This is a genomic window from Naasia lichenicola (genome assembly GCF_004801885.1).
Taxonomy (GTDB): domain Bacteria; phylum Actinomycetota; class Actinomycetes; order Actinomycetales; family Microbacteriaceae; genus Naasia; species Naasia lichenicola.
The window spans coordinates 469,424-482,091 of record NZ_SSSM01000006.1 but is presented as its reverse complement, the minus strand read 5'-3'; the positions used below and the strand labels follow the sequence as shown (position 1 = coordinate 482,091).

Genomic DNA, 12,668 nt, shown 5'->3' with positions numbered 1-12,668 from the left:
ACCCACCCCGTTGGTCGAGGAGCGAGGAACGCGCGTCTCGAAACCGGTCGGCTAGCCCCAGCGCTTGAGGAGGAGGGAGAGGACGGCGATGGCTGCAGGGCCGGCGGTGGAGGTGCGCAGGACCTCGTCGCCGAGCTTGATGGGGGTCGCACCCGCGGCGACGAGTGCCGCCAGCTCGCGCGGCGCCACCCCGCCCTCGGGCCCGACGATGATGGCGAGGTCCGGCACCGGCTTCGCGCGGAACTTGCCGCCCTCGCCGCGCACGGGCGCCTTCAGCATGTTGACGAACTTGCCGAGGCCGTCGGTCGCTGTCGGCTCGAGGATGACCGTGCGCACCTCGGTCACCAGGGTCTCGAGGTCACGCAGATCGGCGAGCGGCGAGACGACGGGCACCCACGGCCGCTTGGACTGCTTGACGGCCTCGCGGCTGATGATCTGCCAGCGCTCGAGTCCGCGCTCCGCCTTCGGCCCCGACCAGCGGGAGATGCTGCGGTCCGCCTGCCACGGGATGATCCGGTCCACGCCGAGCTCGGTCGCCGCCTGGACCGCCATCTCGTCCCGGTCGCCCTTCGCGAGCGCCTGCACAAGGGTGAGGCTCGGCTCGCGTGGCGGCGTCACTGTGACATCGGTCACGGCAACCGCCAGCGTGGCGGCGGTCGTGGAGAGGACCTCCCCCTGCACGACGATGCCCTTGCCGTCGCCGAGCGCGATGACCTCGCCGATCTGCACGCGCGCCACGGTCGAGGCGTGACGCGCCTCGAGCCCGAAGACTCGCGCCGTGTCTCCGACGGCGACGTCGGTCAGCACGTCGGTCAGGTAGAAGTGCACCATCCGATGGATCAGACGTTCATGAAGCGGTCGCGCAGCTTGCCGAACAGGCCCTGCTGGAAGTGCGAGAGCGAGGGCTGCTGCTTGCGGTACCGGCCGGCGAACTGCTCGATGAGCTCGCGCTCGTGCCGGTCGAGCTTGGTGGGGGTGACCACCTGGACCCCGATCCGCAGGTCGCCGCGACCCTGGCCCCGCAGCCGCGTGACGCCGCGGCCCTTGATGGTGAGGATGTCGGCGCTCTGCGTTCCGGGCCGGATCTCGACCTCCACGTCGCCGTCGAGGGCGCTGAGGTGGGTCGTGGTTCCGAGGATCGCATCCGACATCTGCACCTCGAGCGTGGCGAGCAGGTCGTCGCCGCTGCGGCTGTAGGTCTCGTGGTGGCGGACCTTGACCTCGAGGTACAGGTCGCCGTTGGGGCCCGCGGCCGGTCCGACCTCGCCCTGTCCGGGGAGCTGGAGGCGCAGGCCGGTCTCGACGCCGGCGGGGATGTCGACGGGGATGCTCCGGCGGGCGCGCACCCGGCCCTGGCCCTGGCAGGTGACGCACGGGTTGGGGATGACGGTGCCGAAGCCGCGGCAGGTGCCGCAGGGGCTGGTGGTCATCACGTTGCCGAGCAGCGAGCGCACGGTGCGCTGGATCTGTCCGCTTCCGCGGCAGATGTCGCAGGTGACCGGGCTGGTGCCGGGCTGGCAGCAGGTGCCCTTGCAGGTCTCGCACATGATCGCGGTGTCGACCTCGATGTCTCGGTGGGTGCCGAAGATGACGTCCTCGAGGTCCACCTCGACGCGCAACAGAGCGTCCTGGCCGCGCTCCTGGCGGGATCGGGGTCCTCCGCCGCGCTGACCGCCGCCGCCGAAGAAGGTCTCGAAGATGTCCCCGAAGCCCGCGAAGCCGCCATCGAAGCCGCCGCCGCCGTTGCCGCGGCCGCCGTTGTCGTAGTCCTGACGCTGGCGCGGGTCGCTCAGCACGTCGTAGGCGTGGGTGACGTCCTTGAATCGCTCTGCGGCGTCCGCACCCGAGTTGACGTCGGGGTGCAGCTCGCGCGCCAGCCGGCGGTAGGACTTCTTGATCTCGTCGGTGGTGGCGTCGCGGGAGACTCCGAGCACTTCGTAATGGTCAGCCACGGCTCACCGCTGTCTTTCTCACAGATTCAGGCCTTTCGATGACACAGCTCGATGACGCGGCTCGATGACAGCTCCGGATGACCCAGGTCGTCGCGGGCACGGCGGTCCGATGGGCAGGCGATCGCCTGACAGATCCGTCACGCCTCACCGAGCAGGCGGGAGAGGTAGCGGGCGACGGCGCGCACGGCCGCCATGTTGTTCGAGTAATCCATTCTGGTCGGACCGAGCACGCCGAGGCGGGCGAGTTCGCCAGAGGAGGAACTGTATCCCGTCGACAGCACAGATGCCTCACCGAGTCCGAACGCGGTGTTCTCGCGTCCGATGCTGACGGCCACGCCGTTCTGCAGCCCGTTCTGATCGTGCGCCATCTCGCTGAACAGCTTGAGGAGGGTCACCTGCTCCTCGATGGCGTCGAGCACGGGATGGATGCTGCCCGGGAAGTCCCGCTCGGTGCGGGCGAGGTTGCCGGTGCCGGCCATCAGGAAGCGGTCCTGACGGTTCGCGAGCACCTGCTCGGTCAGCGAGCGGGTCACCGGCTCCACGAGGGATGCCCGGTTGGGCGGGAAGCTGGCGAGCACATCCCGGAGCTTCTCGGCGGCGTCCACCAGCGCGAGGCCGCCCAGGGAAGCGTTGATCCGAGCGCGCAGCTCGTCGAGGAAGTCCGGATCGAGATCGGACGGGGTGTCGATGACCCTCTGTTCGACCCGGCCGCCGTCTGTGATCAGCACCGTGAGCAGGCGGGCGGGGGCGAGCTGGACGATCTCGATGTGCCGGACGGTGGTGCGCGAGAGGGTCGGGTACTGGATGAGCGCGACCTGCTGGGTGAGCTGCGAGAGCAGGCGCACGCTCCGCGAGAGCACATCGTCGAGGTCGACCGACGAGCCCATGAAGACCTCGATGGCGTGCTTCTGCGGGGCGCTCAGCGGACGCAGCTCGGTGAGGCGGTCGACGAAGACGCGGTAGCCCTTGTCGGTCGGCACCCGACCGGACGAGGTGTGCGGAGCCGCGATGAGCTCCTCCTCTTCGAGGAGCGCCATGTCGTTGCGGATGGTCGCGGCGGAGACGCCGAAGCCGTAGCGGTCGACGATGGACTTCGAGCCGACCGGCTCCCGCGACGCCACGTAGTCCTGCACGATGACGCGCAGCACCTCGAGACCTCGATCGGAAACCATTCGACCTCATCCGATTGGGCCAGCCCGAGTTCCCGATCCGTCGGGATCCCGCGACTGGCACTCCGTTGCAGCGAGTGCCAATCCTATCCCGGATCGGCCGTTACGCCCTGTGAACGACGCGCGCCATACCTCATTGCAGGCGATTCGGACTGGGAGTACCTTGTGAGCGTGCTCGCGCTGTCGCTCGCGACGATCGAGACGTGTTAGGCGCATCCGCAGTCTCCCTCTCGAAAGGCCCACCATGACCGACCCCCTTCTCCCCCCGCAGGAGCCGGCCGCGAGCCAGCCCGGCCAGCCCTACGCACCGCCTCCCGGACAGCCGTACGCACCCGGCGCCCAGGCCGCACCGGCCCAGCCGCTCTCCGCCTCTGACGACAAGCTGTGGGCGTCGCTCTCGCACTTCGGCGGAGTCATCGGCCCGCTGCCGGCGCTGCTGATCTTCCTGATCCTCAAGGACCGCGGCCCGTTCGTGCGCCAGGAGTCGAAGGAGGCGCTCAACTGGCAGATCACCTTCTTCATCGCCTGGATCGCGCTCAACATCATCGTGGCGATCCTCGGTGCTGCACTTCTCTTCACCAACGCCTACGGCCTGATCAGCGTCATCGGCTGGCTGCCCGGTCTGCTGTGGCTTGCCAACATCGTGCTGTCGATCATCGGCGGCGTGAAGGTCAACGGCGGTCAGGCCTACCGCTACCCGGTCGCGTTCCGCTTCATCAAGTAATCCCGTTCCGCCACCGCGGCGGAATCCTGCGGGTCGGAGACTTCGGTCTCCGACCCGCACTGCTTTAGTGAGCCGCCACAGCATGGCGCCTGCTGCACCGCCGGTGCGGCCACCGGCGCCGATCGTCCTGATCAGACAAGGAATGACATGTCCGCCACTCCGCCTCCCCCCGGCCCGTACGCCGCCGCCCCGACCCTGATGTCACCGGAAGACCAGCGGCTGTACTCGACGCTGCTGCACATCGCCGGGATCTTCTTCAGCTGGCTGAGCGCGCTGATCGGCTACCTGCTACTGAAGGACCGCGGCGGATTCATCCGCGACCACGCCCGTCAGGAGCTCAACTGGCAGCTGACCGTGACGGGGGCGCTGATCGTCTCCTACATCCTGTTCTTCCTGGTCATCGGCTTCTTCACACTGATCGCCGTCTACATCCTGGCGATCGTGTTCGGGATCCTCTCGGCGATGGCCGCCAACCGGGGCGAGCACTACCGATTCCCGCTGGCCATCCAGTTCATCAAGGCCTGACTTCATCAAGGCCTGACTTCATCGGGGCCTGACTTCATCGGGGCCTGACGCCCGACTCGAGCCGGGCGCTCAGCTCCGGGCTGGCCATAGACGCACGGGCACGTGGAAGTTCACGTGCCCGTGCGTTTTCGATGTGCCGAGCGAGATGCGCCGGTGGGCGGAGGACGCTCAGGTGAGGCGGCGGGCGACGTCGTCGGCCAGCAGACGACCGCGGCGGGTGAGCGTGACGCGTCCGACGAAGGCTGCGGCCGGGTCGATGAGCTCATCCGCGATGAGGCCCGCCACCGCGCGGCGGGCGTCAGGCGCGAGCGACGCGACTCGCAACCCGGCGCGGGTGCGGCTCTCGAGCAGGATCCGCTCGAGCTCGCGGGTCGACGCATCGAGAGTCTCCCTGCCCACCGCCGGCGAGACTCCCGCCCGGATCCTCTCGGCATAAGCCGCCGGATGCTTGGCGTTCCACCAGCGCACGCCGCCCACGTGGCTGTGCGCGCCTGGGCCGATCCCCCACCAGTCCGCGCCTCGCCAGTAGGCGAGGTTGTGTCGGGAGACGAATCGGCTGTCCGGGGTCCGCGGCGAGGATGAAGGCAGCATGCCCGCCTCGGCGGTCGCGACGGGATCCTCGGCGCGCGCCCAGTTGCTGACCTCGTACCACCCGTACGCCGCAGCACCGAGGAGTTCATCCGCGAGCTCGTACATGTCGGCCTGCAGATCGTCGTCGGGGGCGGCGAGCTCGCCGGAGCGGATGCGCCTGGCGAGCGCCGTGCCCTCTTCGACGATCAGCGCGTAGGCCGAGAGATGATCGGGCCGTTGCGCGATCGCCGTCTCGAGCGATCTCCGCCAATCGTCGAGGCTCTCCCCTGGAGTCCCGTATATCAGGTCGAGACTCACGGCCAGCCCCGCCTGACGCGCCCACTCGACGACCAACGGGATGCGGTCGGGATCGTGGGTGCGATCGAGGGTGGCGAGCACGTGCGGCACCGCTGACTGCATGCCGAAGGAGACCCGGGTGAAGCCCGCTTCGGCCAGCTCCTCGAGATAACGCTCGTCGACGGAGTCGGGGTTCGCCTCGGTGGTGACCTCTGCCCCGAGGGCGAGACCGAAGCGGTCGCGCACGGCGCCGAGCATTCCGATGAGGTCGGATGCCGGCAGCATCGTCGGAGTCCCTCCCCCGAAGAACACCGTTGCGGCCCGCCGGTCGGGCAGCCCCGATTCATGCAGCACGTCTGCCGCGAAGGCGACCTCTGCGGCAGCCTGCCCGGCGTAGTCGGAGCGCCGCTCGCCCCGCAGCTCGTCGCCCGTATAGGTGTTGAAGTCGCAGTACCCGCAGCGGACGCGGCAGAACGGCACGTGCAGGTAGATGCCGAGATCGCGCTCGGCGGCGCCCTCGATCACCTGATCCGGCAGCCTCCCGTCGGCGGGTGCAGGATCGCCGAGCGGAAGGGCGGAGGCCATCCGTCCATTCTCCCCCGTCGCATCCCCTCCCCGTCGGTGTGTACGTTCCGGCTCCATGTGCACGTAATTACGTAGGCATCCGCCGGTTTCGCGCACACAGACCGCGACCGACCTGCGCGGCCATCGACCCGTACGATTCAGCAGATGGCATCGCGAACACGGGTCGAGCTCGGCCGCCGCGCGGATCTGGGTGCAGACTGCGCCAACTGCGTCGGCTTGTGCTGCGTCGCTCTTGCGTTCGCACGGACGTCGGGTTTCCCATATGACAAGGCCGCCGGCGATCCATGCCGACATCTCGACGTCGGCAACGCCTGCCGGATCCACGAAAGCCTCGACGATCGCGGACTCGTCGGCTGCACCTCGTTCGACTGCTTCGGTGCGGGACAGAAGGTGACGCAACAGACCTTCGGCGGACGGTCATGGAGGGAGGATCCCCTGGTCCGAACCCAGATGTTCACCGTCTTCCCGATCGTGCGTCGCCTGCACGAGCTGCTCTGGCATCTCGACCAGGCCTTGGGCATGCGACCTCCGGCGCAGCTGGCCGGTGCCCTGGAGAACCTCTTCTCGCGGGTGCTCCAGCTGGCGGACTCCGCTCCGGAAAGCCTCGCCGAGCTCGACGTGGATCGGGAGTTCGACACCGCCCGGCCCCTCCTCATCGAGGCGAGCCGGCTCGTCCGGCGTCAGGCCACGGCTCCCGCTCGCGGAAGGAGCAAGAGGATCCGGCCCGGAGCCGACCTCATGGGCGTCGACCTGCACGGCGCGGATCTGCGGGGTGCCGATCTGCGGGGTGCCCTCCTGATCGCCGCCGATCTGCGGGATGCCGACCTCGCGCTCTGCGATCTGCTGGGGGCCGACCTGCGGGATGCCGACGTCCGAGGGGCGCGTCTCGCGGACGCGCTGTTCCTCACCCAGATGCAGGTGAACGGAGCTCGCGGCGACGAGCGGACCACTCTGCCCGACGGTTTCCTGCGCCCGTCGCGCTGGAGCCGCTCAGCCCAGGGCTGATCCGAACCGACCTTCGCAGGCCGCTGCATCGTGGCCGGACCCCGTCTCGGATGTGGAATCGTGGAGACGGTGACCAAGTACGTGCTGTGGGATGTCGACGGAACGCTGCTGATGAACGGGGCGAGGGCGGGCAGCCTCTACGACGAGGCGATCGAGTTCGTCAGTGGCTACGCGCCCGGCGGCACCCGACCCGGCGAGCACGGCAAGACGGACGGCCAGATCATCGCGGAGCGGCTGGCGCAGTATGAGCTCGATCCCGAGCTGCATGGCGCCGTGGGCGCCAAGCTCGATGAGCTGTCCGTCGTCGCGAGCACGAGCAGCCATCGAAGGGAACCGACGCCCGGAGTGAACGCGGCGCTGGCCGCCGTCGCGCAGGAGGGCTGGACCAGTGCCCTGCTCACCGGCAACTCCCCGACCCGTGCGCGAGCCAAGCTGAGCGGCGCGGGGATAGACACCGATGCGTTCGATTGGGAGCACTCGTTCTTCGGTGACCGCGCCCGTCAGCGGAGCGAGATCACCGCGGCTGCGCGGGCCGCGCTGCTCGATCAGCCGAGCGTGATCATCGGCGACACACCGAGCGACGACCTCGCCGCCGCGACGGCGGGCATTCCGTTCATCGCCGTCGCAACAGGCATCTTCTCCGTCGACGACCTGCGTGAGACCGGCGCCGTCGTCGTCCTCGACGATCTGGTCAGCGGGCTTTCGGAGCTGCGGTCGACGCTACGCTCGCTCGTCGAATGACTGACTGACTGACCACGCTCGGCTTCCGCGGCCACGCGGCGATACCTACGAAACGGACGAATGTGCACGGAATTCCGTGCACATTCGGCCGGAACGTAGGAACTCAGGCGGCGAAGGCGGCGGCGCGGGTGGGGTGCAGGGCGCTGAGGATGCGCTTCGTGTACTGGCGCTCGCCGACGCGCATGAGCGTCATCGGGAGCATGTGCTTGGCGTCGCTCGCGCGCATCACGGAGCGCACGGTCAGGTGCACCGATCCGGTCTCGTCGCGGGTGAGCAGGAAGAGCTCCTCGCCCGAGGCGGGGTGGCCGTGGCGGGTGCCGCAGGCAAATCCCTTGCGATCCGGCTCGTCGATGACGTAGACGACCTTCACCGGAGCGGGCGTGCGGAAGGGACCCCAGCCGTACTCGACGGTGGCGGTCATCCCCGCGATGACCTGCGGGACGCCATCGGCGCCCATCCCGGCAGCATCGACCGGGAGCCGCGGCGCGAGCGGCTTGCCGTCCTGGTCGTAGGCCACCTCGGCGTAGGCCCGCTTGGGGTTCTCGAGCTGCAGATCGCTGACGGCGATCCCGCTGATCCGATGGATTCCCCAGCTCATCAGGAGCTGGGCAGCCGCCTCAAAGCGGGCGTCGCCGCTGCCGAGGCGCTGCGTGGCCTCGAATGGACGGTATCCGTGCGGCGGGAAGGCGACGACCTCGTCGCTCCTCGTGGCACCGATCGCCGCGTAGTTGAGCACGCGGTCGCTGTCGTTCTGTGTGGTCCTGCGCGGTCCGACAATCGTCATGTCTCCCCCAAACCTTCAACTTGACGTTTACCCATACTGGGGGCGGGTCGCAGCATCGGATGGGTCTTCCGGCGGGTGTCGCGGATTAGGTCGGATCGATCTCCGCACCTCCGCGACGGGCTATCGCGGTCCGGCAAGCCCGATCAGGTTGCCCTGCGGATCGCGGAAGTGCGCGACGACCAGCTCGCCGTTCGGGTTGGCCGCGGGCCCCATCACCGCGGTGCCGCCCAGCCGCACGGCCTCGGCGAGCGCCTGCGTCACGTCCTCCACGCCGACGTAGAAGATCGTGGACGCGGTGAAGTCCGACCCGCCGCCGATGCCTCCGGGAATCGTCGCTCCCTCGTGGAAGGCGTAGCTGCTCGGCTCTGAGACTTGGGAGGCGACCGGCGCCTCGGTCTGGAAGCTCCACCCGAAGAGCTCGCCGTAGTACCCGCGCAGACGGGCGGGATCGGGTCCGATGATCTCGAAGTGCACGACGTCGTTGGCCATCGATCGAGTCTCGTCCGGTCCTCGGACATCCGCCAGACCGGCCTCCGCCGAAAACCAGCCGACGGCCGAGCGCGCTACTTCTTGTCCTTCTTCTCCACGTCGCCGGACAGCGCGGCGATGAACGCCTCCTGAGGGACCTCGACGCGGCCGACCATCTTCATCCGCTTCTTGCCCTCCTTCTGCTTCTCGAGCAGCTTGCGCTTGCGGGTGATGTCGCCGCCGTAGCACTTGGCGAGCACGTCCTTGCGCATCGCGCGGATGTTCTCGCGGGCGATGATCCGAGCGCCGATGGCGGCCTGGATGGGGACCTCGAACTGCTGGCGCGGGATCAGCTCGCGGAGGCGGCCGGCCATCATGGTGCCGTAGGCGAAGGCCTTGTCGCGGTGCACGATGGCGCTGAACGCGTCCACCGCCTCCCCCTGGAGCAGGATGTCGACCTTGACCAGGTCCGCCTCCTGCTGCCCGGAGGGCTCGTAGTCGAGGCTCGCGTAGCCCTGGGTGCGGCTCTTCAGCTGGTCGAAGAAGTCGAACACGATCTCGCCGAGCGGCATCGTGTACTTCAGCTCGACGCGGTCCTCGCCGAGGTAGTCCATGCTCTTCATCGTGCCCCGGCGGGTCTGGCAGAGCTCCATGATCGCGCCGACGTAGTCCTTCGGCGCGAGGATCGAGGCGTTGACGATCGGCTCGAGCACCGAGTCGATCCGACCGGTCGGATACTCGCTCGGATTCGTGACGGTGACCGTCTTGCGGTCCTCGGTGGTCACCTCGTACGGCACGCTCGGCGCGGTGGTGATCAGGTCGAGATCGAACTCGCGCTGCAGGCGCTCGGTGATGATCTCGAGGTGCAGCAGGCCGAGGAAGCCGCAGCGGAAGCCGAAGCCGAGCGCGACCGAGGTCTCGGGCTCGTACTGCAGGGACGCGTCCGACAGCTTGAGCTTGTCGAGCGCCTCGCGGAGGCCGGGGTAATCGCTGGCGTCGATCGGGTACACGCCCGAGAACACCATGGGCAGCGGATCGGTGTAGCCGGCGAGCGCCTGGGTCGCCGGCTTCGCAGCGCTGGTGACGGTGTCGCCGACCTTCGACTGGCGGACGTCCTTCACCCCGGTGATCAGGTAGCCGACCTCGCCGACGCCGAGGCCCTTTGAGGGCGTCGGCTCGGGTGCACTGACGCCGATCTCAAGGATCTCGTGGGTCGCCTTGGTCGACATCATCTGGATGCGCTCGCGGGGCTTGAGGTTGCCGTCGATCATCCGGACGTAGGTGACGACGCCGCGGTAGGAGTCGTAGACCGAGTCGAAGATCATCGCGCGCGGCGAGGCGTTGGCGTCGCCCTTGGGAGACGGGATGCGCTCGACCACTCGGTCCAGCAGGTCCTCGACCCCCATCCCGGTCTTGCCGGAGACCCGCAGGACGTCGTCGGGATCGCCGCCGATCAGCTGAGCGACCTCGCGGGCGTACTTGTCGGGGTCGGCCGCCGGGAGGTCGATCTTGTTGAGCACCGGGATGATCTCGAGGTCGTTCTCGAGGGCCAGGTAGAGGTTGGCGAGGGTCTGGGCCTCGATGCCCTGTGCGGCGTCCACGAGCAGGATCGCGCCCTCGCAAGCCGCGAGCGATCGCGAGACCTCGTAGGTGAAGTCGACGTGTCCCGGGGTGTCGATCATGTTGAGGGCGAAGGTCTCGCCGCCGAACGACCAGGGCATCCGAACGGCCTGGCTCTTGATCGTGATGCCGCGCTCGCGCTCGATGTCCATCCGGTCGAGGTACTGGGCGCGCATGTCGCGGTCGGAGACGACGCCGGTGATGCCGAGCATCCGGTCGGCCAGGGTCGACTTGCCGTGGTCGATGTGGGCGATGATGCAGAAGTTGCGGATGCTCGAGGGTTCGGTCGCGGCGGGCGCGAGCGCCTGGAGAGCACGGGGTGACATGGCGGCTCAAGTGTCCCACACGCATTCGGTCGCTCTGCGGCTCCGCGCCCGACGTGACGTGCGCAGGGCGCAGACGCAGACGAGCTCGGCCGCGGCGCGCTCAGCCGCGGCCAGCCTCGCGATGCCTGCTCGGAACGGGCGGCCTCTACGCTCCTGATCATGCCAACGCCCGAATTCGTCCGGTCCCTGCGCGAGAAGGTGGGCACATCACCCCTATGGCTGGTGGGATCCAGCGCCGTCGTCCTCGACGGCCCTTCCACAGGCTCGGGAGGGCCGGAGCGGGTGCTCCTCGTGCGCCGCGCCGACAACGGCAACTGGACGACGATCGCCGGGATCGTCGAGCCAGGCGAGCACGCGGCCGTCGCGGCCGTCCGCGAGGTCCTCGAGGAGACGACGGTCGTCGCCGAGGTCGAACGGCTGGCCGCCCTGGCCGTCACCGACGAGATCGTCTACGAGAACGGCGATCGGACCAGCTACACGACCCTCACCTTCCGCTGCCGCTATGTGAGCGGCGAGGCACGCGTCGGCGATGACGAGTCCAGCGAGGTCGCCTGGTTCCCGCTCGACGCCCTCCCACCCATGCACAGCGCGCAGGTCCGGCGCATCCGGCTCGCCGCCGCCGACAGGCCCGATACGGTCATGGACTACGAGGTGGAGCTGCACACACCCGGATCGTGAACGGCCGGGCGACGGACGAGGTCAGGGCGTAGGCAGCCTGCTGAGACCCTCGAGCAGGTTCTCGCGCGATGCGGCGACGCAGACGCGGATCCAGCCCTCGCCGCTGCGTCCGAACGCCGACCCAGGAGCCACCGAGACGCGCTCCTTGAGCAGGAAGCCCTCGGCCCATGCGGCCACGTCGCCGTCGCTCGCGTGCGAGACGTCGATCCAGAGGTAGAACGCGCCGGTCGGCTCGAGGTAGCGGATCCCGCGCTCGTCGAGCAGCGCGCACGCTGCCGTGAGGTTCTGCCGGTAGTGCGTCGCCGCCCGCTCGACGTGCTCCTGGTCCCCCGTGATCGCGGCGACCGCCGCACGCTGCGCGGGGGTGTTGATGCAGCTGATCGTCGCCTCCTGGTAGGTGCCGAGGATGGCTGCGAAGCCCGGTGGGGTGACCAGATAGCCGACCCGGCCGCCGGTCAGCGCGTAGGTCTTCGAGGTGGAGAAGGCGGAGAAGACCCGGTTCTCGGTGTCGAGCGCCGCAATGCTCGTATGCGAGATGCCGTAGGTGAAGGCCTCGTAGACCTCGTCGCTGAGCACCCACAGGTCGTGCCGGGTTGCGAAGTCGAGCAGAGCCTGGAGCACGTCGGTCGGGAAGACCGACCCCAGCGGGTTCGACGGCGAATTGATGATGAGCAGGCGCGTCCGATCGGTGACCACCCGCTCCAGCAGCTCGAGATCGGGCAGGAAGCCGGCTTCCGGCAGGAGCGGATACGGCACCGGCTCGGCATGGAGGATGCGCGCGTTCATGGCGAAGGTCGTGTAGCCCGGATCCGGGATGAGCACCTCATCGCCCGGCGCGAGCATGAGACTCATGGCGAGGGTGAGCGCCTGGGTAGCCCCGTTCGTGATCCAGATCTGGGCGAGGTCGACCTCGATCCCGTTGCGGGTCGCGAGCTTCTGCTGCACCGCCTGGCGCAGCTCGAGGATGCCGGCGTTCGCCGTGTAAGCCGTGTCGTCGGCGAGCCAGGCGGCACTGCCGGCCTCGAGCACGTGCGGGGCGACCTCGACGTCGGGCTCCCCCACCGCAAGCCCGATGACATCGTCGAGCTGAAGGGCGATCTCGTGGATGCGGCGGATGCCCGAGGGCGGAACGGAGGCGGTGTACGAGGCGAGTTGAGGCATCGTCACCACGCTAGCGCTCGGGTACTCGCCCCTCGCGTTGCGATGCCGCCGGCGAGCGGCGGC

General features: G+C 68.8%; 13 protein-coding genes. 5 read left to right on the top strand and 8 right to left on the bottom strand.

Annotated elements, in window-relative coordinates:
- Positions 1 to 51 precede the first annotated feature (51 nt).
- From E6C64_RS18525 to hrcA, 3 genes are all read right to left on the bottom strand, one after another.
- Positions 52 to 831 (bottom strand): 16S rRNA (uracil(1498)-N(3))-methyltransferase, encoded by a 780-nt coding sequence (locus E6C64_RS18525; protein WP_136429275.1) that lies wholly within the window; start codon positions 829 to 831, stop codon positions 52 to 54.
- Between the two features lie 8 nt (positions 832 to 839).
- Entirely contained in the window at positions 840 to 1,952 is a 1,113-nt protein-coding gene (gene dnaJ / locus E6C64_RS18520; protein ID WP_136429273.1) for a molecular chaperone DnaJ, read from the bottom strand.
- Positions 1,953 to 2,089: 137 nt separating this feature from the next.
- Positions 2,090 to 3,124 carry a heat-inducible transcriptional repressor HrcA gene (hrcA, locus tag E6C64_RS18515; protein WP_136429268.1) on the bottom strand — a complete coding sequence of 345 codons (1,035 nt, stop codon included), beginning with the start codon at positions 3,122 to 3,124 and terminating at the stop codon, positions 2,090 to 2,092.
- 241 nt (positions 3,125 to 3,365) lie between these two features.
- Here hrcA and E6C64_RS18510 point away from each other — a divergent pair, with 241 nt between their 5' ends.
- Both E6C64_RS18510 and E6C64_RS18505 read left to right on the top strand, forming a co-directional pair.
- Positions 3,366 to 3,845 (top strand): DUF4870 domain-containing protein, encoded by a 480-nt coding sequence (locus E6C64_RS18510; RefSeq protein WP_136429266.1) that lies wholly within the window; start codon positions 3,366 to 3,368, stop codon positions 3,843 to 3,845.
- 147 nt (positions 3,846 to 3,992) lie between these two features.
- A complete protein-coding gene (locus tag E6C64_RS18505) occupies positions 3,993 to 4,370 on the top strand; it encodes a DUF4870 domain-containing protein (protein WP_233255725.1) in 378 nt (125 codons plus the stop codon).
- Positions 4,371 to 4,538: 168 nt separating this feature from the next.
- On the opposite strand, the gene E6C64_RS18500 is transcribed toward E6C64_RS18505, so the two are convergent.
- Entirely contained in the window at positions 4,539 to 5,822 is a 1,284-nt protein-coding gene (locus E6C64_RS18500) for a coproporphyrinogen-III oxidase family protein (protein ID WP_136429264.1), read from the bottom strand.
- 144 nt (positions 5,823 to 5,966) lie between these two features.
- Between E6C64_RS18500 and E6C64_RS18495 the strand changes: the two genes are divergently transcribed.
- Together E6C64_RS18495 and E6C64_RS18490 are read left to right on the top strand one after the other, a co-directional pair.
- Positions 5,967 to 6,827: a pentapeptide repeat-containing protein gene (locus tag E6C64_RS18495; protein WP_136429262.1), complete on the top strand. Its 861-nt coding sequence runs from the start codon at positions 5,967 to 5,969 to the stop codon at positions 6,825 to 6,827.
- Between the two features lie 60 nt (positions 6,828 to 6,887).
- Positions 6,888 to 7,568 carry an HAD family hydrolase gene (locus tag E6C64_RS18490; protein WP_233255724.1) on the top strand — a complete coding sequence of 227 codons (681 nt, stop codon included), beginning with the start codon at positions 6,888 to 6,890 and terminating at the stop codon, positions 7,566 to 7,568.
- A 103-nt stretch (positions 7,569 to 7,671) separates the two neighbouring features.
- Here the strand turns inward: E6C64_RS18490 and E6C64_RS18485 are convergent, their stop codons facing one another.
- The 3 genes from E6C64_RS18485 to lepA all read right to left on the bottom strand — a co-directional run bounded on the left by E6C64_RS18485 (position 7,672) and on the right by lepA (position 10,766).
- Positions 7,672 to 8,352: a DUF1990 domain-containing protein gene (locus E6C64_RS18485; RefSeq protein WP_136429260.1), complete on the bottom strand. Its 681-nt coding sequence runs from the start codon at positions 8,350 to 8,352 to the stop codon at positions 7,672 to 7,674.
- A 120-nt stretch (positions 8,353 to 8,472) separates the two neighbouring features.
- Positions 8,473 to 8,841, bottom strand: coding sequence for a VOC family protein (locus E6C64_RS18480; RefSeq protein WP_136429258.1), 369 nt, complete (start codon positions 8,839 to 8,841; stop codon positions 8,473 to 8,475).
- A 74-nt stretch (positions 8,842 to 8,915) separates the two neighbouring features.
- Entirely contained in the window at positions 8,916 to 10,766 is a 1,851-nt protein-coding gene (gene lepA, locus E6C64_RS18475; protein ID WP_136429256.1) for a translation elongation factor 4, read from the bottom strand.
- A 159-nt stretch (positions 10,767 to 10,925) separates the two neighbouring features.
- On the opposite strand from lepA, the gene E6C64_RS18470 reads away from it, so the two are divergent.
- A complete protein-coding gene (locus E6C64_RS18470; protein ID WP_136429254.1) occupies positions 10,926 to 11,444 on the top strand; it encodes an NUDIX hydrolase in 519 nt (172 codons plus the stop codon).
- Between the two features lie 21 nt (positions 11,445 to 11,465).
- Here E6C64_RS18470 and E6C64_RS18465 read toward each other — a convergent pair whose 3' ends face one another.
- Positions 11,466 to 12,605: a pyridoxal phosphate-dependent aminotransferase gene (locus tag E6C64_RS18465; RefSeq protein ID WP_136429252.1), complete on the bottom strand. Its 1,140-nt coding sequence runs from the start codon at positions 12,603 to 12,605 to the stop codon at positions 11,466 to 11,468.
- Positions 12,606 to 12,668 lie beyond the last annotated feature (63 nt).

Bases quoted from the DNA above. Each gene is read 5' to 3' on its own strand.
- lepA (WP_136429256.1), bottom strand. From the start codon at position 10,766: ATGTCACCCCGTGCTCTCCAGGCGCTCGCGCCCGCCGCGACCGAACCC.
- E6C64_RS18485 (WP_136429260.1), bottom strand. From the start codon at position 8,352: ATGACGATTGTCGGACCGCGCAGGACCACACAGAACGACAGCGACCGC.
- hrcA (WP_136429268.1), bottom strand. From the start codon at position 3,124: ATGGTTTCCGATCGAGGTCTCGAGGTGCTGCGCGTCATCGTGCAGGAC.
- E6C64_RS18480 (WP_136429258.1), bottom strand. From the start codon at position 8,841: ATGGCCAACGACGTCGTGCACTTCGAGATCATCGGACCCGATCCCGCC.
- E6C64_RS18525 (WP_136429275.1), bottom strand. From the start codon at position 831: ATGGTGCACTTCTACCTGACCGACGTGCTGACCGACGTCGCCGTCGGA.
- E6C64_RS18500 (WP_136429264.1), bottom strand. From the start codon at position 5,822: ATGGCCTCCGCCCTTCCGCTCGGCGATCCTGCACCCGCCGACGGGAGG.
- E6C64_RS18510 (WP_136429266.1), top strand. From the start codon at position 3,366: ATGACCGACCCCCTTCTCCCCCCGCAGGAGCCGGCCGCGAGCCAGCCC.
- E6C64_RS18470 (WP_136429254.1), top strand. From the start codon at position 10,926: ATGCCAACGCCCGAATTCGTCCGGTCCCTGCGCGAGAAGGTGGGCACA.
- E6C64_RS18465 (WP_136429252.1), bottom strand. From the start codon at position 12,605: ATGCCTCAACTCGCCTCGTACACCGCCTCCGTTCCGCCCTCGGGCATC.
- E6C64_RS18495 (WP_136429262.1), top strand. From the start codon at position 5,967: ATGGCATCGCGAACACGGGTCGAGCTCGGCCGCCGCGCGGATCTGGGT.
- E6C64_RS18505 (WP_233255725.1), top strand. From the start codon at position 3,993: ATGTCCGCCACTCCGCCTCCCCCCGGCCCGTACGCCGCCGCCCCGACC.